Annotated in this window: 23 protein-coding genes and 1 riboswitch (1 of these 24 only partly in view); of the genes, 16 read left to right on the forward strand and 7 right to left on the reverse strand. The window is 67.8% G+C overall.

Features of this window, described 5'->3' with window-relative positions:
- Together fabA and GST15_RS07450 are read right to left on the reverse strand one after the other, a co-directional pair.
- Positions 1 to 96, reverse strand: partial view of a 3-hydroxyacyl-[acyl-carrier-protein] dehydratase FabA gene (gene fabA, locus GST15_RS07445; RefSeq protein ID WP_159016633.1) — the beginning only. 396 nt of this gene lie to the left of the window's left edge; the window shows 96 of its 492 coding nt (coding positions 1-96); it begins with the start codon at positions 94 to 96; its stop codon lies off the left edge, out of view.
- Positions 97 to 292: 196 nt separating this feature from the next.
- Positions 293 to 1,510, reverse strand: coding sequence for an alginate export family protein (locus GST15_RS07450; protein WP_159016634.1), 1,218 nt, complete (start codon positions 1,508 to 1,510; stop codon positions 293 to 295).
- A gap of 196 nt (positions 1,511 to 1,706) precedes the next feature.
- On the opposite strand from GST15_RS07450, the gene GST15_RS07455 reads away from it, so the two are divergent.
- From GST15_RS07455 to GST15_RS07480, 6 genes are all read left to right on the forward strand, one after another.
- Entirely contained in the window at positions 1,707 to 1,889 is a 183-nt protein-coding gene (locus tag GST15_RS07455) for a hypothetical protein (protein ID WP_159016635.1), read from the forward strand.
- Positions 1,890 to 1,908: 19 nt separating this feature from the next.
- Positions 1,909 to 3,447: a copper-containing nitrite reductase gene (gene nirK / locus GST15_RS07460; protein WP_159016636.1), complete on the forward strand. Its 1,539-nt coding sequence runs from the start codon at positions 1,909 to 1,911 to the stop codon at positions 3,445 to 3,447.
- A gap of 5 nt (positions 3,448 to 3,452) precedes the next feature.
- Entirely contained in the window at positions 3,453 to 4,259 is an 807-nt protein-coding gene (locus GST15_RS07465) for a formylglycine-generating enzyme family protein (protein WP_159016637.1), read from the forward strand.
- Entirely contained in the window at positions 4,256 to 4,834 is a 579-nt protein-coding gene (locus GST15_RS07470; protein WP_159016638.1) for an SCO family protein, read from the forward strand. The genes GST15_RS07465 and GST15_RS07470 overlap by 4 nt, the downstream gene beginning before the upstream one ends.
- A 137-nt stretch (positions 4,835 to 4,971) precedes the next feature.
- On the forward strand, positions 4,972 to 5,328 hold the full coding sequence (queD, locus tag GST15_RS07475) for a 6-carboxytetrahydropterin synthase QueD (protein WP_159016639.1): 357 nt from the start codon (positions 4,972 to 4,974) through the stop codon (positions 5,326 to 5,328).
- Between the two features lie 152 nt (positions 5,329 to 5,480).
- Entirely contained in the window at positions 5,481 to 5,930 is a 450-nt protein-coding gene (locus GST15_RS07480; protein ID WP_233263101.1) for a phasin family protein, read from the forward strand.
- An 84-nt stretch (positions 5,931 to 6,014) separates the two neighbouring features.
- Here the strand turns inward: GST15_RS07480 and GST15_RS07485 are convergent, their stop codons facing one another.
- From GST15_RS07485 to bioD, 3 genes are read right to left on the reverse strand one after another with little or no spacing between them, the layout of a single operon-like run.
- Positions 6,015 to 9,074 (reverse strand): efflux RND transporter permease subunit, encoded by a 3,060-nt coding sequence (locus GST15_RS07485; RefSeq protein ID WP_159016640.1) that lies wholly within the window; start codon positions 9,072 to 9,074, stop codon positions 6,015 to 6,017.
- Positions 9,075 to 9,080: 6 nt separating this feature from the next.
- Positions 9,081 to 10,226, reverse strand: a complete 1,146-nt coding sequence (locus tag GST15_RS07490; RefSeq protein WP_159016641.1) for an efflux RND transporter periplasmic adaptor subunit — start codon at positions 10,224 to 10,226, stop codon at positions 9,081 to 9,083.
- A gap of 52 nt (positions 10,227 to 10,278) precedes the next feature.
- Entirely contained in the window at positions 10,279 to 10,989 is a 711-nt protein-coding gene (bioD, locus tag GST15_RS07495) for a dethiobiotin synthase (RefSeq protein ID WP_159016642.1), read from the reverse strand.
- A 76-nt stretch (positions 10,990 to 11,065) separates the two neighbouring features.
- Here bioD and GST15_RS07500 point away from each other — a divergent pair, with 76 nt between their 5' ends.
- The 3 genes from GST15_RS07500 (at position 11,066) to btuB (ending at position 14,195) form a co-directional block, all read left to right on the forward strand.
- Positions 11,066 to 11,548, forward strand: a complete 483-nt coding sequence (locus GST15_RS07500) for a GAF domain-containing protein (RefSeq protein WP_159016643.1) — start codon at positions 11,066 to 11,068, stop codon at positions 11,546 to 11,548.
- Between the two features lie 10 nt (positions 11,549 to 11,558).
- Positions 11,559 to 11,939 carry a TfoX/Sxy family protein gene (locus tag GST15_RS07505; protein ID WP_159016644.1) on the forward strand — a complete coding sequence of 127 codons (381 nt, stop codon included), beginning with the start codon at positions 11,559 to 11,561 and terminating at the stop codon, positions 11,937 to 11,939.
- A 46-nt stretch (positions 11,940 to 11,985) separates the two neighbouring features.
- Positions 11,986 to 12,211, forward strand: a riboswitch (cobalamin riboswitch).
- A gap of 121 nt (positions 12,212 to 12,332) precedes the next feature.
- Entirely contained in the window at positions 12,333 to 14,195 is a 1,863-nt protein-coding gene (btuB, locus tag GST15_RS07510) for a TonB-dependent vitamin B12 receptor (RefSeq protein ID WP_159016645.1), read from the forward strand.
- A gap of 10 nt (positions 14,196 to 14,205) precedes the next feature.
- Here the strand turns inward: btuB and GST15_RS07515 are convergent, their stop codons facing one another.
- On the reverse strand, positions 14,206 to 14,682 hold the full coding sequence (locus GST15_RS07515) for a hypothetical protein (protein WP_159016646.1): 477 nt from the start codon (positions 14,680 to 14,682) through the stop codon (positions 14,206 to 14,208).
- A gap of 101 nt (positions 14,683 to 14,783) precedes the next feature.
- Positions 14,784 to 16,616 (reverse strand): glutamine--fructose-6-phosphate transaminase (isomerizing), encoded by a 1,833-nt coding sequence (gene glmS, locus GST15_RS07520; protein WP_159016647.1) that lies wholly within the window; start codon positions 16,614 to 16,616, stop codon positions 14,784 to 14,786.
- Between the two features lie 322 nt (positions 16,617 to 16,938).
- Here glmS and GST15_RS07525 point away from each other — a divergent pair, with 322 nt between their 5' ends.
- From GST15_RS07525 to GST15_RS07550, 7 genes are all read left to right on the forward strand, one after another.
- Entirely contained in the window at positions 16,939 to 18,081 is a 1,143-nt protein-coding gene (locus tag GST15_RS07525) for an efflux RND transporter periplasmic adaptor subunit (RefSeq protein WP_425482221.1), read from the forward strand.
- A gap of 2 nt (positions 18,082 to 18,083) precedes the next feature.
- Positions 18,084 to 18,308 (forward strand): hypothetical protein, encoded by a 225-nt coding sequence (locus GST15_RS12795; protein ID WP_199268732.1) that lies wholly within the window; start codon positions 18,084 to 18,086, stop codon positions 18,306 to 18,308.
- Positions 18,309 to 18,352: 44 nt separating this feature from the next.
- On the forward strand, positions 18,353 to 19,075 hold the full coding sequence (locus GST15_RS07530; protein ID WP_199268733.1) for an ABC transporter ATP-binding protein: 723 nt from the start codon (positions 18,353 to 18,355) through the stop codon (positions 19,073 to 19,075).
- Positions 19,076 to 19,145: 70 nt separating this feature from the next.
- Positions 19,146 to 20,453 carry an ABC transporter permease gene (locus tag GST15_RS07535; RefSeq protein WP_159017101.1) on the forward strand — a complete coding sequence of 436 codons (1,308 nt, stop codon included), beginning with the start codon at positions 19,146 to 19,148 and terminating at the stop codon, positions 20,451 to 20,453.
- 8 nt (positions 20,454 to 20,461) lie between these two features.
- On the forward strand, positions 20,462 to 21,688 hold the full coding sequence (locus GST15_RS07540) for an ABC transporter permease (protein WP_159016649.1): 1,227 nt from the start codon (positions 20,462 to 20,464) through the stop codon (positions 21,686 to 21,688).
- A 30-nt stretch (positions 21,689 to 21,718) separates the two neighbouring features.
- On the forward strand, positions 21,719 to 23,071 hold the full coding sequence (locus GST15_RS07545) for a sigma-54-dependent transcriptional regulator (RefSeq protein WP_159016650.1): 1,353 nt from the start codon (positions 21,719 to 21,721) through the stop codon (positions 23,069 to 23,071).
- 2 nt (positions 23,072 to 23,073) lie between these two features.
- Positions 23,074 to 24,387, forward strand: a complete 1,314-nt coding sequence (locus GST15_RS07550) for a sensor histidine kinase (protein WP_159016651.1) — start codon at positions 23,074 to 23,076, stop codon at positions 24,385 to 24,387.
- Positions 24,388 to 24,459: the final 72 nt, after the last annotated feature.

The raw sequence follows: 24,459 nt of genomic DNA on the forward strand, positions 1-24,459 counted from the left end.
CGGCGGCAGCGGCAGGCGCGCATTGCCCGGCCCGAAAAGCTCGCCGTGGCCACAAGCGAGCAGCTGTTGGTAATCGAAGGAAGAGGGTCGAGTCATCATGTCCAGGCCCGGAAAAACCGGCAGTCTTGCATGCCGCGCGGCTTTCGGGGCGTCCTGGCCGTTCATTTCGCGGCATTTCCGGCAAATTCAAGCGCACCGCGCGCGTGATTGGCCGTATTCACACCGGGTGATCCGCACCCGCCACTGGCGATTGCACGACCGCCCGGCCATTGTCGACGTCGGCGGTTCAGGCTCAGTGAGCCCACTCCAACTGCAGCCACAGCTTGCGCGTGTCGCGCGCGAATCCGTCGCTGCGGTAATCGGCAAGCTTGACCAGGCCGGTGAGCGACGCGCCGACCGGGAAGGCCAGCGATGCGTTCCATTCGGACCCGTATCGATCGCCATCGGTCGCGGCGCGGAAGTCGTGCCAGCTGGCCAGCCAGCTGCATTTGCTGCCCCGCCCAAACGCGCCGCCGGCGCCGATATAGCGATCGTCCAGCCCGCCAGGCGGCGTCACCAGGAATTTGTCGGCCCAGCCGTTGAACGCGTGCAAGGTCGCAAGCGGTGCCTGCAGCGCATGCGTGCCGTTCCCGCCCAGGTGCTCCCATCCGGCGCGCCAGGTGATGCCATGCGATGCGAATGTCGGCTCGAGCAGCCAGTAGGCGTGCGAAAACGCCAGCGGATTGTCGGCAAAATCGCGCTGGCGTGCCGATTCGAGCGTCCAGCCCCAGCCGCTGCCGTCGTGCAGGCGGGCGCCGGACCAGCGCAGGCCATAGGTGCTCGTGGACGCGGTGGCCAGGTCGCGGTCGTCATGCAGGTAGGCATAGCCGACCCATTGCTGCGCGCCATGTTTCATCGCCAGGTTGAACACCTGCGTGGACAGGTCGCGCTCGCGCGCCAGTGGATCCAGCGCGTGGTCGCCGCTGACCCGATGCACGCGATCGATGAATGCATAGCGCGCGGTGATCGCCGCGGTGGGCTTCCATTGCATCGACAACGCGTCGAAGGTCTGCTCGTTCTGACGCCAGCCGCTGTTGCCGATCCAACGCTGGTTGTCGAACAACAATCGTTGCCGGCCCAGCGTGGCGCCGATGCGGTCGTTCTTCCAGCCGATCCATGCCTGGTTGAGCTCGGCACCCTCTGGATCGGTGATGGCCGGTCGCGTCGTGCGTCCATTGGCGCCGCTGTTGTATTCGTCGCCGGCGCTGGCGACGCCCTCGCCCTCGACCAGCGCTTCGAAGCCGTCGCCCAGGTGCATGCGCAGGCCGGCGCGCAGGCGCAACGTGGTGGCCCGCGCACCGAGGTCGAAGGCATCGTCGTCGACGTCTTCATGGCGCAGGCGCGCGTTCCACTCGAATTGCCAGGGCGCCGCGGCTGGTGCTGGCGTCGCTGCCGCTTCGGTCGCGGCGGCGCTGGCGGGGAGCGCGAACAGCGCGAGGATCGCGGCTGGCAACAGGCGTGGACAGATCATGGGGCCGGCATCCTTTTCAAGGTGGGCACAGGCTCGGGTCCAGCTCCCGCCCGCGCCTTGACCAGGATCAACCGCACCGCTCCCGTCTCCACTGCGTGGACCGCAATTGACCCAGGTCAGGTGGCCGGGCGCGTCCACGGAGCAGACTCCAGTCATCGAAGAGCGCCTTGGTCCATCAAGAAACCTGGAGTCCACAATGAAAGCGGTGACCTGCCATCATGCGTTGATCCTCGCGGCCGCACTCGCAACGGCGGCACTCGCCGGCTGTGCCGACGTCCACCAGAATCCAGCGACCAACACCGTCAACGGGCAGTCCGACGCCGCTGCGTCCCAGGCCGCCAACGTGCAATCGCCATCGCCGGCATCCGTGCCGTTCTGAAGCCCAGGAGTCGTCCGCAATGAATGCATTGAGCTTGAAAGCAGTGACGTGGCGCCCCGCGATTTTCCTCGCCGCCGCGCTGGCCACGGTTGCACTGGGCGGTTGCGGCGGCTCCAGCAAGCCCGCGGCCGCGGACGCCATCGCTGCCGCCGACACCGGTGGTTCGCTGAAGGGCGATTTCGGCCCGCCGCAGGGCCCCGACGTGCAGGCCGTGCTGACCAGCCCGCCGATGGTGCCGCCGCCGACCGGGCGCCACGCACCGGCACATGTGATCGTCGAGCTCGACGTGATCGAGAAGGAAATGCCGATCTCCGAAGGCGTCACCTACACCTTCTGGACGTTCGGCGGCACGGTGCCCGGCAAGTTCATCCGCATCCGCCAGGGCGACACGGTGACCTTCCACCTGCGCAACATGCCGGACAGCAAGATGCCGCACAACATCGACCTGCACGGCGTGACCGGGCCGGGCGGCGGTGCGGCATCGAGCTTCACCGCGCCGGGCCATGTGTCGCGCTTCACCTTCAAGGCGCTCAACGCCGGGCTGTTCGTCTACCACTGCGCCACCGCGCCGGTCGGCATGCACATCGCCAACGGCATGTACGGTCTGATGCTGATCGAACCACCGGAAGGCCTGCCGCCCGTGGACCACGAGTACTACGTGATGCAGGGCGACTTCTACACGACCGGCAAGTATCGCGAGAAGGGACACCAGCCCTTCGACATGGACAAGGCGATCGACGAACGCCCGACCTATGTGCTGTTCAACGGGCGGGAAGGCGCGCTCACCGGTGACAACGCGTTGAAGGCGAAGGTCGGCGACACCGTGCGCCTGTATGTCGGCAACGGCGGCCCGAACCTGGTGTCGAGCTTCCACGTGATCGGTGAGATCTTCGACAAGGTCTGGCTCGAAGGCGGCACGCGCTTCCAGGAAAACGTGCAGACCACGCTGATCCCGTCCGGTGGCGCGGCGATCATGCAGTTCCACATCGAGGTTCCGGGCAGCTACGTGCTCGTCGACCACTCGATCTTCCGCGCGTTCAACAAGGGTGCGCTGGCGATCCTCAAGGCCGAGGGTCCGGAGAACAAGGCGATCTATTCGGGCAAGGAAGTCGATGCGATGTACATCGGCCCACGTGCCCAGCCGAGCCTTGCCGCGGTCACGACTGCCGCGACGGCGGCCACGACGGGTGCGCTCACGCAGGAGGACCAGGTCAAGGCCGGGCAGGCGCTGTTCGCCGGCACCTGCTCCACCTGCCACCAGCCCAATGGCGAAGGCATGGCGGGTGTATTCCCGCCGCTGGCCAAGTCGAGCGTGCTGGCGGCAACGCCCAAGCGCATCATCGACATCATGCTGCACGGCCTGGAAGGCCCGATCACCGTCAACGGCAAGGACTACAACTCGATGATGCCGCCACAGACGCAGCTGACCGATGACGAGGTCGCCAACATCGGTACCTTCGTGCTCAACAGCTGGGGCAATCCAGGCGGACGCCTGACCAAGGAAGAAGTCGCCGAACGTCGCAAGACCGCCGCCGGCGCGACGTCGGAATCGCACTGACCGCCATGCGCCGCCACGCCATCATCGTGTTGTCGATCGCCCTGCCCGTTGCCGCCGCGATGGCCGGTGGCACGGGATCCACCGGCACGGGGGTCGCGAGCACGCAGTTCGCCAGCCTGCCCGGGGGGCATTTCCGCAGCGCGCTGAAGTACGAAGATCGAAAAAAGGGCGTGCGCATCGCGCCGTTCGGGCTGATGCGCAGGCCAGTCACCAATGCCGAATTCCTGGCATTCACGCGCTCCAACCCGCGCTGGCAGCGCGACCAGGTGCCCGCGACGCTCGCAGGATCCGGTTACCTGTCGCAGTGGCGCGGCGCCGGCAGCCTGGGGACGGCGGCGCTGCCGCAACAACCGGTCACGCATGTCAGCTGGTTCGCGGCAAAAGCGTATTGCAGCGCGCAGGGTGCGCGACTGCCGACCTGGAACGAATGGGAATACGCGGCAGCGGCCGATGAGCGCCACCGCGATGCGCGCCAGGACCCGGTGTGGCGCGAACGCATCCTCGACTGGTATTCGCGGCCGTCCACCGGCGCGCTGCCGCGCGTCGGCCTGCAGGCGCCCAACGCCTATGGCGTGCAGGACCTGCACGGACTGGTGTGGGAATGGACAGACGACTTCTCCTCGCTGCTGGTGTCCGACGACAACCGCAGCGCGGGCGATGGCAACAACACCAGGTTCTGCGGCGCCGGTGCGCTGTCGACCAACGATCCGGCGAATTATGCCGTGCTGATGCGGGTCGCGATGTTGTCCGCGCTGCAGGCGCAGGACAGCACCGGCAACCTCGGATTCCGATGCGCCAGGGACCTCCCATGAAGATCGCCAGCCTTGCCTTCTCCTGCCTGCTGCTGCTCGCCAGCGGCGTCAACGCGGCGCCAGCGGCGCGCCCGCTGCCCAGCGACTCGGTGTACCAGCTGCCGCTCGTGCTCACCGACCAGGGCGCCAACCGTTGGGACTGGCGCAGCAAGCGCGGCAAGCCGCAGGTGGTGGCGATGTTCTACACGTCCTGCCAGTTCACCTGCCCGCTGATCGTGGACAGCGGCAAGGCCATCGAACACGCGCTCGGGCCCGCCAGCCGCGGCCAGGTCGGCCTGCTGCTGATCAGCCTGGATCCCAGGCGCGACACGCCGGCGGCCCTGCGGCGGGTGGTGAAGGAACGCGAACTCGACCTTGCGCGCTGGTCGCTGGCCAGTCCCAGGCCGCAGGACGTGCGTGACGTCGCCGGCGTGCTGGGCGTGCGCTACCGGCAGCTGGCCAACGGCGACTTCAACCACACCAGTGGATTGCTGTTGCTGGATCGCGAGGGCCGCATCGTGGCGCGGACCGACAAGGTCGGCACGGTTCCCGACCCGGAATTCGTCAAGGCAGTCAGGCGGTCGCTGGCTCCGTGACGCGCGGCGGCTGGTCGACTGTCCCGCCCCGGCGGGAGTCCGTATCCTAGACAGTACGGCGCAGGACTTCGATCGCCCGCTCCAGAGCGGGAGTCGCCGCACCCCTCGACCAGGAGACCGGCGCGCCAGCGTCCGCCATGGACATCTTCAAGCGCTTTTCCATCGAGGCAGCCCACCGGCTGCCCAATGTCCCGCCCGGGCACAAATGCGCGCGGCTGCACGGGCATTCGTTCCAGGTCGAGCTGCACGTCTCCGGCGAGCCAGGGGCCGACAGCGGCTGGATCATGGACTTCGCCGACATCAAGGCCGCCTTCCGCCCGCTTTACGAGCAGCTCGACCACCATTACCTGAACGAGATCGATGGCCTCGACAACCCCACCAGCGAGCGCCTGGCCAGCTGGATCTGGGAGCGCCTGAAGCCCGCGCTGCCGCTGCTCAGCGAGATCGTGATCCATGAGACCTGCACCTCGGGATGCCGCTACCGCGGTCCCTGAGCAGCCTGCGCCGCCACGCCGTTCCCAGCTCCTTGGACGGCCGCTGAACCGCCCGTCGGCTGGCTTTCGAGCTATGTTGCATTGCAACATAAAACTGGTATGGTGCACTGCACAAACCGGCACTCCCTGCCGGACCACCGCAGGAAACCGCCATGAACAACAACATGAACCAGTTCAACGACCAGTTCACCTCGGCCACGCGCCAGTTCGCCGACACCGCCGCGCAGGTCAACCGCCTGGCGCTGGACAATGCCGGCCAGGTCTTCGGCCTGCAGATGGCCGCGATCGAGAAGAACGTCAATGCCGCGTTCGCCTTCTGGGGCGAGCTGGCTGAAACCCGCGACATGGACGGCCTGAAGGCCCTGTGGCCGCGTGGCGCGCAGATCGCCCGCGAGAACGTCGAGCGCACCATCAGCACCAGCCAGGAAGTCCTCGGCCGCACGATCAAGGCCAACGAGGCGATCGGCCAGGTCGCCAAGGGCCAGTTCGAGCGCTCCAGCGCGCAGGTCAACGAAGCCGCCAACCAGGTCAACGACCAGGTGACCAAGGCGACGAACGACGCCACCCAGCAGTTCAAGGCTGCCGGCAAGGGCAACAAGTAAGCCATCCGGCCGGGGTCGCAGGACCCACGGCCACGCGGTCTCTCTCCGCGCGTTCGACCCGGCAGCGCAAGCTGCCGGGTTTTTTTATGCGCCTTCGGTCCGAGCCAGCGACGCCTGCGCCTTGTGGTGGTCGCGACCGATCAGCAGGTACATCACCGGCACCACGAACAGGGTGAAGAAGGTGCCGATCGCCATGCCGCCGACGACGACCAGCCCGATCTGGTTGCGCGCCTCGGCGCCAGCGCCGGTGGCGATCGCCAGCGGCAGCGAACCAAACACCATCGCGCCGGTGGTCATCAGGATCGGACGCAGGCGCAATGCGGCGGACTCGACCACCGCATCGAATTTCGACCGTCCCTGCTCCTGCAGCTGGTTGGCGAACTCGACGATCAGGATGCCGTGCTTGGCGATGAGTCCGACCAGCGTCACCAGCCCGATCTGCGAATAGATGTTCCAGCTGCCATGGCCACTGAGCTTGAGCGCGAGGAACGCGCCGAACGCCGCCAGCGGCACCGCCAGCAGGATCACGAACGGGTCGACCCAGCTTTCGAATTGCGCCGCCAGCACCAGGAAGATGAAGGCGATCGCAAGCCCCAGGATCAGTGCGAAGTCGCTCGATGATTCGCGGAATTCGCGGCTCTGCCCGCCCAGGTCGTACTGCGCATCCGGCGCGACATCCCTGAGCGCGCCTTCCATCCACGTCAGCGCCTCGCCCATGGAATAACCGGGCGCCAGCCCGGCGCTGATGGTCGCCGCGCGCAGCTTGTTGAAGTGGTTGAGCTCCTTGGCGGCCACTGTCTCCCGCACGTCGACCAGGTTGGACAACTGCACCATCTGGCCTTTGCCGGAACGCACGAAGATGTTGGACAAGTCGCCGGGCGTGCGCCGATCGACATCCTCCACCTGCACCACGACGTCGTACTGCTCGGAGCCGCGCTTGAAGCGGGTGACGTTGCGCCCGCCCAGCAGGGTCTCCAGCGTGTGGCCGACGACGTCGACGTTGCTGCCGACGGCGGCGACCTTGTCGCGGTCGACGTCGATCTTCAGCTGCGGCTTGTCGAGCTTGAGGTCCGAATCCGGGTTGGTCAGCTTCGGATTCTCGGCCATCTTCGCCATCAGCTTGCCGACCGTGGCATCGAGGTCCTCCCAGGTGCCGGTGGACTCCACGACGAAACTCACCGGCTGGCCGAAGCCGCCCTGTCCCAGCGGTGGCGGCAACGTCGGGAAGGCCATGATCCCGGGGATCCCCATGAACTGCGGGAACAGCTGGCCCTGGATCTCGGCGGCGCCGCGCGTGCGCTGGTCCCAGGGCTTGAGGCCGACAAAGCCAATCGTGGATGTCACCGACGGGAAGCCGACGATCTGGAAGTAGCGATCGACCTCGGGGATTTTCGAGAACGTGGATTCCATCATCCGCGCGTAGCGGTCGGTGTAGGCGACGGTCGATCCCTCCGGCGCGACGCCGAAGCCGATCACCAGGCCCTGGTCTTCCTGCGGCGCCAGTTCGCTGGGCAGCATCCTGAACAGGACCAGCGCGCCCATGAACACCACCGCCGCGACACCGACCACGACCCACTTGCCGTGCAACGCGGCGGAAAGACCACGACGGTACGTGCGATCGAGCCAGCCCAGCGCGCGTTCACCGGCGCGATAGAAACGGCCGTGCTGCTTCTCCTGGCGCAACAGCTTGGACGCCATCATCGGCGACAGCGTCAGCGCGGTGAAACCGGAGACGACGACCGCGCCTGCCAGCGTGAGCGCGAACTCGACGAACAACTTGCCGGTACGCCCGGTCGAGAATGCGAGGGGCACGTAGACCGCCGCGAGCGTCAGCGTCATCGCCACGATCGCGAAGCCGATCTCCTTGCTGCCCTTGAGCGCCGCCTCGAATGGCGGCATGCCTTCCTCGACGTGCCGGAAGATGTTTTCCAGCATCACGATCGCGTCGTCGACCACCAGGCCGATCGCCAGCACCATCGCCAGCAAGGTGAGCGTGTTGATGGTGAAGCCGAAGGCGTACATGAGACCGAAGGCGCCAACCAGCGCGAGCGGGATCGTCACCAGCGGGATGATCGTCGCGCGCCAGCTGCGCAGGAACAGGAAGATCACCAGCACCACCAGCAGCACCGCTTCGGCGACGGTCTTGTAGACCTCCTGGATCGATTTCTCGATGAAGATCGTCGAGTCGTAGGCGATCTCGACCTTCATGCCCTGCGGCAGCGTGCGCTGGATCTCCGGCAGCATCTTCTTCAGTGCCTTGGAGATGTCCAGCGGATTGGCGACGGCCTGCTTGACGATGGCCAGCGGCACCGCGTTGCGGCCATTGAAGCGGGCCGCGAAGCGCGTTTCCTGCGCGCCGAGCTCGACCTTGGCGACGTCCTTCAGCCGCACCAGGTAGCCGCCGACATCGCCCAGGATGATGTTGCCGAATTGCTCCGGCGTCTTCAGGTCGGTCTCCGACAGCACGGTGAATTCGCGATTGCTGCCTTCCACGCGGCCCGCGGGGATCTCGACGTTCTGCGCGCGCAGCGCGTTCTCGACATCGGCCGGCGTCAGCTTGAAGCCGGCCAGGCGCTGCGGCTGCAGCCAGATCCGCATCGCGTACGTGCTGGCGAACACCTGCGCCTGGGCGACGCCGGGAATCGTCTGCACGCGATCCTTGACCAGGCGTTCGGCGGCGTCGGCAATTTCCACCGTCGAATGCCGGTCGGATGAGAACGCCAGGTAGATGATCGGCTGCGCGTCGGCCTCCTGCTTCTGGATCACCGGCTCGCGCGCTTCCTGGGGCAGGAAATCCCGCGCCTGCCCGACGCGGTCGCGCACGTCGGACGCGGCCGCATCGGCGTCGCGGTCGATGCGGAAGCGGATCGTCACCTGGCTGGATTGTTCGCGGCTCACCGACTGCATGAAGTCGATGCCCTCCACGCCCGACAACGCATCCTCGATCGGCTGGGTGATCTGCGACTCGATCACCTGCGCGCTGGCGCCGGGGTAGCTGGTGTTGACCGTCACCACCGGCACGTCGACGTTGGGAATCAGCCGCACGGCCAGTCGCTGGTAGCTGATGATGCCGACCAGCAGGATGATCAGGTTGATGACCGTCGCGAAGACCGGCCGGCGGATCGAGAGATCGGACAGGAGCATGCGCGCTCAGTCCTTGCGCGCCGGGGCCGCTTGCGGGGTCCGCGCGGGCTGTGCCGCGGCTCCCGGCGGCGTTGCTGGCGCTGCCGCATCCGATGGCGGCAACACCATCACGGCCGCACCCTCATGCATCATCGGCTTGGCCTGGCCAGCGGTGATGACCACATCACCCGCCTTGAGCCCTTCGGTCACCTGCAGCTTTCCGGGGATGCGCGCGCCGGTCTTGATCACCACCTTCTTCGCCTTGCCGTCGACCACGGTGTAGACGAAACGCGTCTCGCCCTCCTGCATCAAGGCCTGCTCGGGAACCAGCAATGCATCGGCGCTGCCGGTGCCGGTATCGAGCTGCAGCTTGGCGAACTGGCCCGGATGCAGGCGGAAATCGGGATTGGGGATCTGCGCGCGCAACTTGGCGCTGCGGCTGTCCGGATCGATCACCGGATCGATCGCGACGACCCTGCCGTCGTAGGTTTCGCCGGGGAACGCATCGACGGTGACGCTGATCTGCTGGCCGTCATGCAGTTGCGGCAACGCACCCTCGGGGACGCTGAAGTCGACTTCGATCGGATCCAGGCGCACCAGCGTCACCAGGTCCTGGCCGACCGTGACGAATTCACCGACGCTGACGTCGCGCAGGCCGATCTGTCCGGAGAACGGCGCGCGCAGGCTCATCTTCGACAACGTGGTGCGCGCCGACGCGACGCGGGCCTGGTCGACGCCGAGCGAGGCGCGCGCCTTGTCGTAGTCGGACTGCGCGATCAGCTTGTCCTTGGACAGTTCGCCGGCGCGGATCGCGGCGCGACGGCTGTTCTCGAGGTTCGCCGCGGCTTCGTTGAGGCTGGCCTGGGCGAGGCTGCCATCCAGCGTGAACAACACCTGCCCGGCCGAGACGCGGCCACCCTCGGCGAAATGGATGCGGCTGATGCGGCCGGCGATCTCCGGCCGGACCACGACGGACTCATCGGCGCGCAGGCTGCCCACCGTCTGCAGGCCCTGGGCGAGCGGCTGCGGCTTGAGCGTGATGGCTTCCACCGGCATCGGGGGCATCTCGCCGCCCGGAGGCCCGCCCGCCGCCGCGCTTCCGGCGCCGTCCTTCTTGCCACAGGCGGACAGCAGTGCGACAGACAGCATCAGCGCGACCAGGACACGGCGCATTCGGAACCTCGGGGGCGGGGGTTTCTATACTGGCGAGTCTACCATTGCGTCCTCAGCGTTCATCCGTGCCGGAAGTCGTGCCAGGCACCTGGAACGGGAGCAGCAGCCGTCGGGATAACGCCGGGACGTCGGGCGGCCGGACATGCGGCAGCCAGCCCCAGCAGGGAGCGGCAATGCGTGCCCGCAGCAGTTCCAGTATCTCGTCACGGCATGCCGCGTCCGGATCGATCTCGTTGCCGATCCACCCCGCCAGCCGGCAACCGTCGCCCGCGATGGCCCGGGCGGTGAGGTAGGCGTGGTTGAGGCAGCCCAGGCGCAGCCCGACCACGAGCACGACCGGCAGGTCGAGCGCACGCACCACGTCCACCTGGTCGAGCGCGCCCGACAGCGGCGCCGCCCAGCCCCCGACTCCCTCGACGACAACGTACTGCGCCTGCGCCCGCAGCCGGGCGTAGGCCGCCTGGATGGGTGCCAGTTCGACGATGACGCCGGCTGCGCGCGCGGCGAGCTCCGGGGCCAGCGGCAACGGCAGCGCATAGGGATTGAGGTCGGCATAGGCCGGTTGCGGGTCGCTGGCGGCGAGCAGCGCCAGCGCATCGTCATTGCGCCATCCCTGCGCCGTGGCGACACAGCCGCTGGCAACCGGCTTCATGCCGACAGCGCTGGCACCGCCGTGACGCAGCGCGTGCAGCAAGGCCGTGCTGGCGACGGTCTTGCCGATGCCGGTGTCGGTGCCGGTGACGTAGAAGCCGTGCTCGAGCATGCGCACATGCTAGCAAGCAGCCTTGCCCGGGCTGCGCCCTGCGCGCGCATCGTCGTGCGCGCGGTAGACTCGGCGGATGTTCGCGACCAACGAGCTGGCGGGGTCCACGCAGGAGCAGTATGCGCAGCTGCTGGCACAGGCGCGTGCGCTGGTCGCCGGCGAGCCGGATCGGATCGCCAACGCAGCCAACCTCTCGGCGCTGGTCTACCACGCCCTGCCGCGGCTGAACTGGGTGGGTTTCTATTTCTTCGATGGCACCGAGCTGGTGGTGGGCCCGTTCCAGGGACTGCCGGCATGCGTGCGCATCCCGCTCGACAAGGGCGTGTGCGGCGCCGCTGCGACGACGCGGACAACGCAGCGCATTGCCGACGTCGATGCGTTCCCCGGCCACATCGCCTGCGATTCCGCATCGCGCTCCGAACTGGTGGTGCCGCTGTACAAGGCAGGCCAGCTGATCGGCGTCTTCGACATCGACAGCCCGGAGCGCGATCGCTTCGACGCCGACGACCAGGCGGGGATGGAAGCGATCGCGCAATGCTTCCTGGCCACGCTTGCATGAGCACGCCTGCATGAGCACGCCGGAGAAGCTGCGCAACATCGGCCCCAAGTCTTCCGCCTGGCTGCGCCAGGTCGGGCTGCGCACGCGCGAGGAGATTGCCGGCGTCGGCGCGGTCGGTGCGTACATGCGTGTGCGGCGCGCGGGTTTCAAACCCAGCCTCAACCTGCTGTACGCCCTGGAAGGTGCGTTGCAGGATTGCCACTGGCAGGAAGTGCCCGAAGCGCGCCGCGCTGAACTGGTCACCGCGGCCGAGTCGGCGATTGCCCTGCTGCCGCTGCCGCGCGGACGCCAGGCGGCGGGCCCGGTCACGACGACCATGGCCGATGATCATGGCGACGGCGACACCGTCGCATTCGGCGTGGATCCGGCCGCGGACGACACGCGCCTGTAAGCCGCGGCTTTGCGCATTGGCAGGCGCTGCCATAGACTGCCCGCGCTTCGAGGTGACCTGCGGGGGCAATGTTTTAGTCGCGCCCAAGGGTTGAAACGGGAAGCCGGTGACGCACGCACGCGAACAGCGCGCGGCCATTCCGGCACTGCCCCCGCAACGGTAAGCGAGTCAAGCCGCGGCATCCGCCACTGTGCATTGCATGGGAAGGCGCCGCGGCAGGAACGACAGTTCCGCTCGTCAGTCCGGAGACCGGCCACGGAGTCACTGGTTGCGATGCGGCGGGCATTGCGGCGGCGGCGCCGCCTGCTGTCCGCGGCACCTTCGCATGCAACGTCCTCCTCCCTGCGACTTCCTTCCGTCGATGCGCGCGGGCGTGCGCGCAGGAGAACTTCCATGCGATTCCCACTGCTTTCCACGGCGCTCGCGCTGTGCCTGCCGGCCAGCGCGCTGGCGCAATCCACCGATGCGACCGACCTGGACCAGCTGCTCGTGACGGCCACCCGCACGGCGGTGACCGTCGATGCGTCGCTCGCCGCGGTCGAGGTCATCGATCGCGACGAGATCGATCGCAGCCAGGCGCATTCGCTGCCGCAACTGCTGCGCGGGCGCGCCGGCATCAACCTCGTCAACCAGGGCGGCCTGGGCAAGGTGACGACGCTGTTCCTGCGTGGCACGGAGTCCGACCACACGCTGTTCCTGGTCGACGGCGTGCGCATCGGCTCCTCGACGTCGGGCCTGGCCTCGCTGCAGGACATCCCGATCGAGATGATCGACCGCATCGAGATCGTGCGTGGCCCACGCTCGAGCCTGTATGGCTCGGAGGCAATCGGCGGCGTGATCCAGATCTTCACCCGGCGCAGTGGCTCCGGCGTGCATCCGCGACTGCGTGTCGGCACCGGCAGCCACGGCCTGCGCGAAGCCAGTGCCGGTGTCGATGGGCGATCGGCGCGCGGATGGTTCGGCATCGATGCCGGCTGGCAGCAAAGCGACGGCATCAATGCCTGTCGCGGCATCGGATATCCGTTTTACGCCGGTTGCGGCATGGACAGCCCGGATCCGGATCGTGATGGCTATCGCAGGCATTCGCTGTCGCTGCGCGGCGGCGTCAACGCCGGCGACACACTCACGCTGGAGGCCAACGCGCTGCGCAACGAAGGCCACAACGCCTACGACTCCGATCCTGCATGGGGACTGCCGGACAATTCGGACACCGTGCAGCAGGTCGTCGGCGGCAAGCTGCGCTATGTGCCAAGCGAGCGCGTCACCGTGCAGCTGGTGGCCGGCCGCAACATCGATGCCTCCGACAACTTCCTGCAGGACACCTGGACCGATCGGTTCGACAGCCGGCGCGATAGCGCGACGCTGCAGGCGGACGTCGACCTGCGCCACGGCCAGCTGCTGACACTGGGCATCGATTGGCTGCGCGACCATGGATCGGTCACCGGTCCTTTCGCGAGTTTCGGCGCCGCGCGCGGCAATCGCGCCGGCTTCGTCCAGTACCAGGGCCGCTTCGGACGCCACAACCTGGAAGCATCGCTGCGCCAGGACGACAACGACCAGTTCGGCCGCCACGCAACCGGCGGCGTCGCCTGGGGCATCGACATCGCGCGCGGTCTGCGCGTCACCGCCAATGCCGGCACCGCGTTCAAGGCGCCGACGTTCAACGAGCTCTATTACCCCTACTACGGCAACCCCGACCTGCGCCCGGAAACATCGCGCAGCGTCGAACTGGGCGTGGGCCGCCGCCTGGGCAGCAGCCACTGGCAGCTCAACGCCTACCAGACCACGATCAACGACCTGATCACCTACGACATCGCCATCCATGCCGCCAACAACCTCGACAGCGCACGCATCCGCGGCGCCGAACTGACTGCGGGCACGACACTGGCAGGCTGGGACTTGTCCGGCCAGGCGACGGTATCGGATCCGCGCAACCTCAGCGCTGCAAATGCAGGCAAGCTGCTGCCGCGACGTGCGCGTCGCAGCGCGCGCGTCGACGCCGATCGGGGCCTCGGCCGCTGGCGCATCGGCATGAGCTGGATCGCCGAAGGCGGGCGCTTCGACGACGTCGCCAACCAACTGCCTGTCGGTGGTTACGCAACGCTGGACCTGCGCGCCGAACATGCCTTGCGCCCGGCCTGGACGCTGCTGGCGGAACTGCGCAATGCCTTCGACCGCCGCTACGAGACCGCCGCGTACTACAACCAGCCGGGGCGCGAGTTCGCACTCAGCCTGCGCTGGCGTCCTGCCGACTGAGCGTCGAGCGTCAGTGCACGGGCGCCGGCCATGCCGGCAGCGTCAACTCGGGCGCCCTGCGCAAGGCGCGCAACGTCCGCACCAGGTCCTGGTAGCTGTAGGCCAGTTGTTCGAACAACGTCGCGTAGGCATTGCGGCTGGCCTGCGCGACCTCGAAATACGCACCGCGCCCGAGGTTGATGAAGTAATCGCCCTGTACGTGGCGGCGCACGGCGAGCTGCGGAAACAAACCGGCGATCAGCAGGCAGCGATCGCCGACGTCTCGCAGCGCATCGGTGCGGATGCTGCCGACGCGCGCCTGCGCCTCGAGCCATTCGAGCGCCTGCGTTCGCGCCAGCAGCGTGTCGTCGCGCTGGTAGCGCAGCAACACGAAGACCAGGTAGCTCTCGCGGGTGTCATCGAGCGGCGTTCGCGCGCGCGCGCCTGCCTCATGGACCAGCGCCTGCCACAGTTCGGCTTGCGCACCGTGCGTGATCGCGTGGCTCATCGTCGCATCCGTCGTAGGAGGATGCGTCCGAGCCTAGTCCAGTCTTTCCGGGCCGTGTTGGCAGCGCCGTCCGGCGACTGCCAACACCCGTTGCGATCGCGCTATTCGACCGTGACCGACTTCGCAAGATTGCGCGGCTTGTCGACATCGGTGCCGCGGGCCAATGCCGTGTGGTAGGCGAGCAGCTGCACCGGGATGGTGTGCAGGATCGGCGACAGCATGCCGACGTGCCGCGGCGTGCGGATCACGTGCACGCCTTCGGACTCGCCGAATTGGCTGTCGGCGTCGGTGAACACGAACAGTTCGCCGCCGCGCGCGCGGACTTCCTGCATGTTGGATTTCACCTTCTCGAGCAGGCGGTCGTTCGGCGCGATGACGACCACCGGCATGTCCTTGTCGACCAGCGCCAGCGGGCCGTGCTTGAGCTCACCGGCCGGATACGCCTCGGCGTGGATGTAGGTGATTTCCTTGAGCTTGAGCGCGCCTTCGAGCGCGATCGGGTAATGCACTCCGCGGCCGAGGAACAGCGCATGCTGCCTGGGCGCGAAGCGCTCGGCCCACAACGCGATCTGCGGCTCGAGGTTGAGCGCGTGCTGCACGCTGCCGGGAAGATGGCGCAGGCTATCGAGCAGTTCCTCTTCCTGCCCGTCCGACAACTTGCCGCGCAACTTGGCCAGGGTGACAGCCAGCGTGAACAACGCGACCAGCTGCGTGGTGAATGCCTTGGTGGAAGCAACGCCGATCTCGGCGCCGGCGCGCGTGTAATAGACCAGCCGGCTGGCGCGCGGGATCGCGCTTTCCGGCACGTTGCAGATCGACAGCGTGCGCTCGTGCCCGAGCGACTTGGCGTACTTGAGCGCCTCCATCGTGTCGAGCGTCTCGCCCGATTGCGACAGGGTGACCACGAGTTGCCGGGGATTGGCCACGACGGTGCGGTAGCGGTATTCGCTGGCGACTTCCACCGCGCAGGGGATGCCGACCATCGCCTCGATCCAATAGCGCGCGGTCAGTCCGGCGTAATAGCTGGTGCCGCAGGCGAGGATCTGCACGCAGTCGATGTCGCGCAGCACGTCCTCGGCCTGGCTGCCGAACAGCTCGGGCGTGAAGGCATTGCTGCCGATCAGCGCCTCGATGGTGTCGGCGATCGCGCGCGGCTGCTCGTGGATCTCCTTCTGCATGAAGTGCCGGTAGGGGCCGAGCTCCATCGAGGCCAGCGACACGTCCGACAGGTGTTCATCGCGCTGCACGGGCTCACCGTCGGCGCCGAACACATGCACCGCTTCGCGGGTGAGTTCGGCGGTGTCGCCTTCTTCCAGGAAGATCACCCGCCGCGTGGAGGTGATGATCGCCGACACGTCGGAGGCGACGAAGTTCTCGCCGTCGCCCAGGCCGATCAGCAGCGGGCAGCCCATCCGCGCCGCGACCATGCGTTCCGGGTCGCGCTTGTCGATCACCGCGAGCGCGTAGGCGCCGTCGAGTTCGCGCACCGCGGTCTGCAACGCACCGAGCAGCGTCGCGCCCTGCGCGCGGTAATGGTGGATCAGGTGCGCGATGACCTCGGTGTCGGTCTGCGACTCGAACGTGTAGCCGAGCCCGCGCAGGCGTTCGCGCTGCTGCTCGTGGTTCTCGATGATGCCGTTGTGCACCAGCGCCAGCTCGCCATGGCTGATGTGCGGATGCGCGTTGTCCTCGGTGACACCGCCATGGGTGGCCCAGCGCGTGTGGCCGATGCCCAGCGACGAGGTGAAGTGCTCGGCCTTGGCGGCCGATTCCATTTCCGACACGCGACCGGTGCGGCGCACCCGGCGCACGCGATCCTCGGTGACGACCGCGATGCCCGCCGAGTCGTAGCCGCGGTATTCCAGCCGCTTCAGGCCCTCGATGAGGACGGGTACAACGTCACGATCCGCAATTGCGCCGACGATGCCGCACATGGATTGGGGTCTCCCTGGAAGGTCGTCAGTGTAGCGGCAGCCCGTGAATGGTCGATGTGTCCGGCGGACGGTGTCCGCTGTCCGGCGGACGCTGGCCGCGTCGGCGGCGGCCTTGCGGATCAATGGCTTGCGCTTGGCACGAAGCGTGCGTGGTGTATCGCCGACACCGCACGCACCCGACTCCATGAGCATCCGCGACACCTCCGCACAAGACATCCCGGTCGGCCAGGCCTCACCCATGCGCCAGCGACGGCCCTTGCTGGTCGCCATCGGCACCGGGGCCGTCGTCCTGTTGCTGGGCGCCTGGCTGCTGTCCGGCTGGATGGGCGGCAGCCATTCGTACGACGCCAGCCGCGTGCGCATCGCCGAGGTCAAGCGCGGCGACCTGGTCCGCGATATCAGCGCCGAGGGCCGCGTGATCGCCGCCAACAGCCCGACCCTGTATGCGATCGCCGGCGGCACGGTGACGCTGCATGTCGTCGCCGGCGACGTCGTCAAGCAGGGCCAGGCGCTGGCCGAGATCGACAGTCCGGAACTGCGCAGCCAGCTCGCGCAGGAAGAAGCCACGCTCGCCAGCCTGGAGGCCGAGGCCAGCCGCGCCGCGCTGGACGCGCAGCTCGCGCGCTCGACCGCACGCAAGCTGCTCGACCAGGCCGAGATCGATCGCGTCGCCGCACAGCGCGACCTGGAGCGCAACGAGCGCGGATTCGCCGGCGGTGCCGTGCCCCAGATCGAAGTCGCCCGCGCCCAGGACAACCTGAAGAAATCGGACATCGGCGTCGAGCACGCGCGCGAGGACCTCGGCCTGCAGGGGCGTGGCGCCAGCCTGGATACGCGCAACAAGCACCTGCTCGCCGATCGCCAGCGCGCGATCGTCGACGAGCTCAAGCGCCAGGTCGACGCGCTGACGCTGCGTGCGCCATTCGACGGCCAGGTCGGCCAGGTGCAGGTCGCGCAGCGCGCGAACGTGGCGGTCAACGCGCCGGTGCTGAGCGTCGTCGACCTCTCCAGGTTCGAGGTCGAGATCAAGGTGCCGGAAAGCTTCGCGCGCGACCTCGGCATCGGCATGCCGGCGCAGCTGACCAGCGGCAGCGGCCAGCCCTACCCGGGCGCGGTCTCGGCGGTGTCGCCCGAAGTCGTCAATGGCGAAGTCACCGCCCGCCTGCGCTTCGCCGACAAGCAGCCGCCCGGCCTGCGCCAGAACCAAAGGCTGTCGGCGCGCATCGTATTGGGTACGCGTCGCAACGTGCTCATGGTCGAGCGCGGGCCGTTCGTGGACCAGGACGGCGGCCGCTTCGCCTACGTCATGGATGGTGATCTCGCGGTGCGCCGCGCGATCCGGACCGGAGTCAGCAGCCTCAACGCCGTGGAGATCCTCGACGGCCTGCGGCCTGGCGACCGCGTGGTGGTTTCAGGCAGCGACCTGTTCGCCGATGCGAAGCAGGTCAGGATTTCAGGAGAGTGAACATGAACGCATTTCTATCCTTCGCCGCGCAGCCGCACTGGGATGCGCAGGCATTGGCCGGGGCGGTGCCGGCTCGCCTGCGGCTGCACCAGCTGTTCGCCTACGACGCCCGTCGCGACGGCGCTCCGCGCACCAGCGCGAACGGCGAACACACGCCTCGGACCCCGTGGCGCCAGCACGATTACGTGCGCATCGCCGAGCTGCCACTGCTCTTCACCATCCACTGATCGCAGCTCGCGCTGCCGTCGATACAACACACAGGACGATCAACATGCTGGACATGCGCGGAGTCACCAAGGTCTACCGTACCGAGCTGGTCGAAACCCACGCCCTGCGCGCGCTCGACCTGCACGTGCGCGAAGGGGAATTCGTCGCCGTCACCGGGCCGTCGGGCTCGGGCAAGACGACCTTCCTCAACATCGCCGGGCTGCTGGAGTCCTTCACCGGCGGCGAATACCGGCTCGACGGCGAAGACGTCAGCGGCCTGTCCGACGACGCACGCAGCAAGCTGCGCAACCGCAAGATCGGCTTCATCTTCCAGAGCTTCAACCTGATCCCCGACCTGAACCTGTTCGACAACGTCGACGTGCCGCTGCGTTATCGCGGCATGTCGGCCGCCGAGCGCAGGCAGCGGATCGAGGAATCGCTGGGACGCGTCGGCCTGGCCTCGCGGATGAAGCATTTCCCCGCCGAGCTGTCCGGCGGCCAGCAACAACGCGCCGCGATCGCGCGCGCGCTCGCCGGCAGTCCACGCCTGCTGCTGGCCGATGAACCGACCGGCAACCTCGACTCGCAGATGGCGCGCGGCGTGCTGGAACTGCTCGAGGAGATCAACGGCCAGGGCACCACGATCGTGATGGTGACCCACGACCCGGAACTCGCCGCGCGCGCGCAACGCAACGTGCACATCGTCGATGGCATGGCGACCGACCTGTCGGTCGAACCCAGCCTGTTGCGCGCCGCACACGCGTCGCTCGCCGAAGCCCAGTCCTGAGGACACCGCCATGGCCCGCAACGCCAACATCGGCAGCAGCATGTTCGGGAACAACATGCTCGGAAGCAGCATGTTCGCCTACTACTTCGACCTCGCGCTGCGCAGCTTCCGCCGCAACAAGGCGCTGACCGCCCTGATGGTGCTCGCCATCGCGCTCGGCATCGGCGCGAGCATGACGACACTGACGGTCTTCCACGTGTTGTCCGGCGATCCGTTGCCGGCCAGGAGCAGTGTGCTGTTCACCCCGCAGCTCGATCCGCAGCCGATCGACGGCTACCACGCCGGCGAGGAGCCGCCCGACCAGCTGACCCGCATGGATGCGGAAGCGTTGCTGCACGCGCGGCGCGGAGACCGCCAGGCATTGATGACCGGCGGCAACGTCGCCGTGCTGCCGCAGCGCCAGGGCATGACCCCGTTCAACTCCGACGCGCGGTACACGTCGGCGGATTTCTTCCCCATGTTCGCCACGCCATTCCTGTTCGGCAACGGCTGGGATGCGGCCGCCGACGACGGCCGCGCGCGTGTCGCGGTGATCACGACGGAGCTCAACGACAAGCTGTTCGGCGGCGGCAACAGCGTCGGCAAGACGCTGCGCCTGGGCGACAACGACTTCCGCATCGTGGGCGTGCTCGCCAAGTGGCGGCCGACTCCGCACTTCTACGACTTGAACACCAGCCAGTTCGGGGCGCTCGAGCAGGTCTTCCTGCCGTTCTCCACCGCCATGGACCTGAACCTGGATCGCAGCGGCAGCATGAACTGCTACGACCAGCGCCCGGATGGCGTGCACGATACGGACGTGGCGGCACCCTGCGAATGGATGCAGTTCTGGGTGGAGCTGGACAGCGCGAAGAAGGTCGGCGACTACAAGGCTTTCCTCGACAACTATGCCGACCAGCAGCGCGCGGCCGGCCGCTTCCACCGTCCCGACGGCGTGCGCCTGCGCGGGCTGATGGAATGGCTGGACTTCAAGGAGGTCGTCCCCGGCGACGTGCACCTGCAGACCTGGCTTGCGTTCGCGTTCCTGCTGGTGTGCCTGGTCAACACCGTCGGGCTGCTGCTGGCGAAGTTCCTGCGCCGCTCGACCGAGATCGGCGTGCGCCGCGCGCTCGGCGCATCGCGTCGGCAGATCTTCGCGCAATGCCTCGTGGAGGCCGGCACGGTCGGCCTGGCCGGCGCGGTGCTCGGGCTCGGCCTGGCCATGCTCGGGCTGTGGGCCGTGCGCCAGCAACCGGTGGAATACGCGGACCTCGCGCATCTGGATCCGCTGATGCTGCTGGCCACCTTCGCCCTTGCGATCGCCGCCAGCGTGCTGGCTGGCCTGCTTCCGGCCTGGCGCGCCTGCCAGGTGTCCCCCGCCATCCAGCTCAAGAGCCAGTGAGGCCCGCCATGGACATCCGCCCGATTCTTTCCACCCTGCGCCGGCACAAGACCGCGGCCGCGCTGATCGTGATCGAGATTGCACTGAGCTGCGCCATCATCTGCAACGCGGTGTTCCTGATCAGCGAGCGCGTGCAGCGCATCGACATGCCCAGCGGCGTGGCCGACAACGCGATCGTCGACATCCACATCGCCGGCATCGGCGAGGACCAGAACGCCAATGCGCTGACCAGGGAAGACCTCGCCGCGCTGCGCGGCATCCCGGGCGTGGTGTCGGCCAGCGTGGCCAACCAGGTGCCCTTCAACAACTCGTCGTGGAACAGTTCGCTCGGCACCAAGCCGGACGACCGTGGCGTCGATGGCCCGAATGCCACCATGTACATGGGCAGCGAAACCCTGCGCGACACCCTGGGCGTCCGCCTCATCGCGGGGCGCGACCTGGATCCGGGCGAATACGTCGACTTCGATCCGGGCGTTGGCTTTGGCAACCTGAGCCTGCACTCGATCGTGATCACGCAGTCGCTGGCGAAGAAGCTGTTCCCGGATGGCGACGCGCTCGGGAAGAACATCTATTTCGGCGACAACAAGCCGATCACCATCGTCGGCATCGTCGATACGCTGGTGCGGCCGGCGTTCTTCGGCGAGAGCGCCGGATACGGCTACTCGATGATCCTGCCGATCCGCGTGCCCTACACCGCCGGCGGCCACTACCTGCTGCGCACCACGCCCGGGCAGCGCGACCGCGTCATCGCCGACGCGGTCAAGGCGCTGGAACGCAACAACCCCAACCGCATCATCCTGGACAAGAAGACCCTGCAGTCGATGCGCGACGAGTTCTTCCGCCAGGATCAATCGATGGTGTGCCTGCTGGCGGCGGTGTGCATCGCGCTGCTGGTGGTGACGGCGCTGGGCATCGTCGGCCTGGCCAGCTTCTGGGTGCAGCAGCGCACGCGCCAGATCGGCGTGCGGCGTGCGCTGGGGGCGACGCGCGGACAGATCCTGCGCTACTTCCAGACCGAGAACTTCCTGCTGGCGACGCTTGGCATCGTGATCGGCATGCTGATGGCCTACGGCATCAACCAGCTGCTGATGGGCAAGTACGAGTTGCCGCGGTTGCCGGCGATCTACCTGCCGGTCGGCGCGGTCACGCTGTGGCTGCTGGGACAGATCGCGGTGTTCGGCCCGGCCCGGCGCGCCGCGGCGGTGCCGCCCGCGGTGGCGACGCGGACGGTGTGACCCGCGCGCGTGTCCAGTAGGCTAGGCAGCATGGCGACGATCCTGGTCATCGACGACAACCCCGCGGTCGCGACCGCACTGGAGACGCTGTTCTCCCTGCATGACATCGATACGCGTGCGGTGACGTCGCCGGAAGACGGCCTGGCATTGCTGTCGCGCGAACCGGTGGACCTGGTCGTCCAGGACATGAACTTCCACGCCGACACCACGTCGGGCGAGGAAGGGGTGGCGTTGTTCGGCCAGATCCGGGCGCGCCATCCGGACCTGCCGGTGATCCTGCTCACCGCGTGGACCTCGCTGGAGTCGGCGGTGGACCTGGTCAAGGCCGGCGCCGCCGATTACCTGGCCAAGCCGTGGGACGACCGCAAGCTGCTGGCGACGGTCAACAACCTGCTGGAACTGTCCGAGGCGCGGCGCGAACTCGCGCGCCATCGCGACAGCCAGCAGCGCCGGCGGCAGAGCCTGGAACGCAACAACGACCTGTGCGGGTTCGTCTTCGCCGACGCCGCCACCGAGCGCGTGCTGTCGCTGGCATGCCAGGTGGCGCGGTCGGAGTTGCCGGTGCTGGTGACCGGTCCCAATGGCGCGGGCAAGGAAAAGATCGCGGAGATCCTGCACGCCAACTCCAACGCGAAATCCGGACCGTTCGTCGCGCTCAATTGCGGCGCACTGCCGGGCGAGCTGATCGAGGCTGAGTTGTTCGGCAGCGAGGCCGGTGCCTACACCGGCGCCCAGCGTGCGCGCGAAGGCAAGTTCGAGGCCGCCGACGGCGGCACGCTGTTCCTCGACGAGATCGGGACCTTGCCGCCAGCCGGCCAGGTCAAGCTGTTGCGCGTGCTGGAAACCGGGTGTTTCCAGCGGCTGGGCGGCAACAGGGAACGACACGTCAAGGTCCGCATCGTCAGCGCGACCAATGCCGACCTGCGTGCATTGATCCGCAACGGCCAGTTCCGCGAGGACCTGTTCTACCGCCTCAACGCGATCGAGCTGGCGCTGCCGCCACTGGCGGATCGGCCCGACGACATCCTGCCGCTGGCGCGGCATTTCCTGCCCGCCGGAAAGCAACTTGCCGATGATGCGGCGCGCGCGCTGCTCGCGTATCGCTGGCCGGGCAACGTGCGCGAATTGCGCAACACGATGCAGCGTGCGGCATTGCTGGCGCCGACAGCAACGCTGGGTGCGGCGGACCTCGGGTTGCCGGCCATGCCCACGATGGCACCGACGAGCGCGGACGAGCCCGATCGCGCCACCATCGAGGACGCGCTCAAACGCAACGGCGGGGTGCTGGCGCAGGCAGCCGCCGAACTGGGCCTGTCGCGGCAGGCGCTGTATCGGCGCCTGGACCGGCTCGGCCTGGATCGCACCGGCACGAGCCGCGACTGAACATGCGCGGCCGCAAGCGACTGCCATTGCGGTTGGTGTTCGCCGCCTTGGCACTGGCCTACATGCTGGCGACCGCGGCACTGTCCGTGCTGCTGGCGAACTGGATCCCAAGCCCCTGGCTGGCCGCCGCGGCGGCCGTGGGAATCCTCGCGCCGCTGATGTGGTACCACGTCCACCGCGCATTCGGACCGATGCTGGCGCTGTTCCGCGCGCTCGCGGGGACGGTCGCCGGTTATCGCGATGGCGACTTCGCCTTCGGCGTGGCCTGGGATTCGAACGACGAACTCGGCGCGCTGGTTGCCAGCCACAACGCGTTGGGCGATGCCCTGCGCGACCAGCGACTGGGATTGGTGCAGCGCGAATTGCTGCTCGACACGATGGTCCAGAACACCCCCGTGGCGATGGTGCTGGTGGATCCATCGCGGCGCGTCGTGCATGCCAACCTCGCGGCGCGCAAGCTGCTCGGCGAGGGACGCAAGCTCGAAGGCCAGGACTTCGACGCCTTGCTCGCGCAGACGCCCGACGCGGTCCGCGAGGCGTTCGAGCGTGGTGGCGACGGACTGTTTTCGCTGGGCGATGCCGACAACGAGGACATCTACCACCTGGCGCGCCGGCATTTCCGCCTCAACGGCCGCCGGCACGAACTGGTGCTGCTGCGCCAGCTCACGGCGGAACTGCGCCGGCAGGAAGTGCAGACCTGGAAGAAGGTCATCCGCGTCATCAGCCACGAGCTCAACAACTCGCTGGCGCCGATCGCGTCCCTGGCCCATTCCGGCGCCGAGTTGCTGCGCCGTGGCCAACTCGAACGCCTGCCCATCGCGCTGGCGACGATCGAGGAGCGCGCGCGGCACCTGGAAGGTTTCATCCGCGATTACGCCCGCTTCGCCAAGCTCCCGGCGCCGCGCGTCGACGCCGTGCCGTGGTCGCGCTTCATCGCCCAGCTCCGCTCGCAGGTGCAGTTCGTCGCTGAAGGTGCGATCGAGGACAACGTCGCGCGCTTCGACAGCGCGCAGATGGAGCAGGCGCTGCTCAACCTGCTCAAGAACGCGCACGAATCCGGATCCCCGGCCGACAGCGTGCACCTGCTGCTGCGGCGCATCGTCGATGGCTGGCGCATCGACGTGCTCGACCGCGGCCAGGGCATGAACGAAGCGGTGCTCGCCAACGCGCTGCTGCCGTTCTACTCGACCAAGCGCGGCGGCACCGGCCTGGGACTGGCGCTCGCGCGTGAAATCGCCGAAGCCCACGGCGGACGCATCGCGCTGATGAATCGCGACGGCGGTGGCCTGTGCGTGAGTCTGGTGCTGCCGGACTAGCCGCGATCTCGACATCAACTGTGGGAGCGACGTCAGTCGCGATGGGAACATCAATCGCGACTGACGTCGCTC

The sequence above is a fragment of the Cognatiluteimonas profundi genome (assembly GCF_009792795.1).
GTDB classification, from domain to species: Bacteria; Pseudomonadota; Gammaproteobacteria; order Xanthomonadales; family Xanthomonadaceae; genus Cognatiluteimonas; species Cognatiluteimonas profundi.

Coding starts and splice junctions, on each gene's coding strand:
- GST15_RS07450 (WP_159016634.1), bottom strand. CDS start 1,510: ATGATCTGTCCACGCCTGTTGCCAGCCGCGATCCTCGCGCTGTTCGCG.
- GST15_RS07455 (WP_159016635.1), top strand. CDS start 1,707: ATGAAAGCGGTGACCTGCCATCATGCGTTGATCCTCGCGGCCGCACTC.
- nirK (WP_159016636.1), top strand. CDS start 1,909: ATGAATGCATTGAGCTTGAAAGCAGTGACGTGGCGCCCCGCGATTTTC.
- GST15_RS07465 (WP_159016637.1), top strand. CDS start 3,453: ATGCGCCGCCACGCCATCATCGTGTTGTCGATCGCCCTGCCCGTTGCC.
- GST15_RS07470 (WP_159016638.1), top strand. CDS start 4,256: ATGAAGATCGCCAGCCTTGCCTTCTCCTGCCTGCTGCTGCTCGCCAGC.
- queD (WP_159016639.1), top strand. CDS start 4,972: ATGGACATCTTCAAGCGCTTTTCCATCGAGGCAGCCCACCGGCTGCCC.
- GST15_RS07480 (WP_233263101.1), top strand. CDS start 5,481: ATGAACAACAACATGAACCAGTTCAACGACCAGTTCACCTCGGCCACG.
- GST15_RS07485 (WP_159016640.1), bottom strand. CDS start 9,074: ATGCTCCTGTCCGATCTCTCGATCCGCCGGCCGGTCTTCGCGACGGTC.
- GST15_RS07490 (WP_159016641.1), bottom strand. CDS start 10,226: ATGCGCCGTGTCCTGGTCGCGCTGATGCTGTCTGTCGCACTGCTGTCC.
- bioD (WP_159016642.1), bottom strand. CDS start 10,989: ATGCTCGAGCACGGCTTCTACGTCACCGGCACCGACACCGGCATCGGC.
- GST15_RS07500 (WP_159016643.1), top strand. CDS start 11,066: ATGTTCGCGACCAACGAGCTGGCGGGGTCCACGCAGGAGCAGTATGCG.
- GST15_RS07505 (WP_159016644.1), top strand. CDS start 11,559: ATGAGCACGCCGGAGAAGCTGCGCAACATCGGCCCCAAGTCTTCCGCC.
- btuB (WP_159016645.1), top strand. CDS start 12,333: ATGCGATTCCCACTGCTTTCCACGGCGCTCGCGCTGTGCCTGCCGGCC.
- GST15_RS07515 (WP_159016646.1), bottom strand. CDS start 14,682: ATGAGCCACGCGATCACGCACGGTGCGCAAGCCGAACTGTGGCAGGCG.
- glmS (WP_159016647.1), bottom strand. CDS start 16,616: ATGTGCGGCATCGTCGGCGCAATTGCGGATCGTGACGTTGTACCCGTC.
- GST15_RS07525 (WP_425482221.1), top strand. CDS start 16,939: ATGGGCGGCAGCCATTCGTACGACGCCAGCCGCGTGCGCATCGCCGAG.
- GST15_RS12795 (WP_199268732.1), top strand. CDS start 18,084: ATGAACGCATTTCTATCCTTCGCCGCGCAGCCGCACTGGGATGCGCAG.
- GST15_RS07530 (WP_199268733.1), top strand. CDS start 18,353: ATGCTGGACATGCGCGGAGTCACCAAGGTCTACCGTACCGAGCTGGTC.
- GST15_RS07535 (WP_159017101.1), top strand. CDS start 19,146: ATGTTCGCCTACTACTTCGACCTCGCGCTGCGCAGCTTCCGCCGCAAC.
- GST15_RS07540 (WP_159016649.1), top strand. CDS start 20,462: ATGGACATCCGCCCGATTCTTTCCACCCTGCGCCGGCACAAGACCGCG.
- GST15_RS07545 (WP_159016650.1), top strand. CDS start 21,719: ATGGCGACGATCCTGGTCATCGACGACAACCCCGCGGTCGCGACCGCA.
- GST15_RS07550 (WP_159016651.1), top strand. CDS start 23,074: ATGCGCGGCCGCAAGCGACTGCCATTGCGGTTGGTGTTCGCCGCCTTG.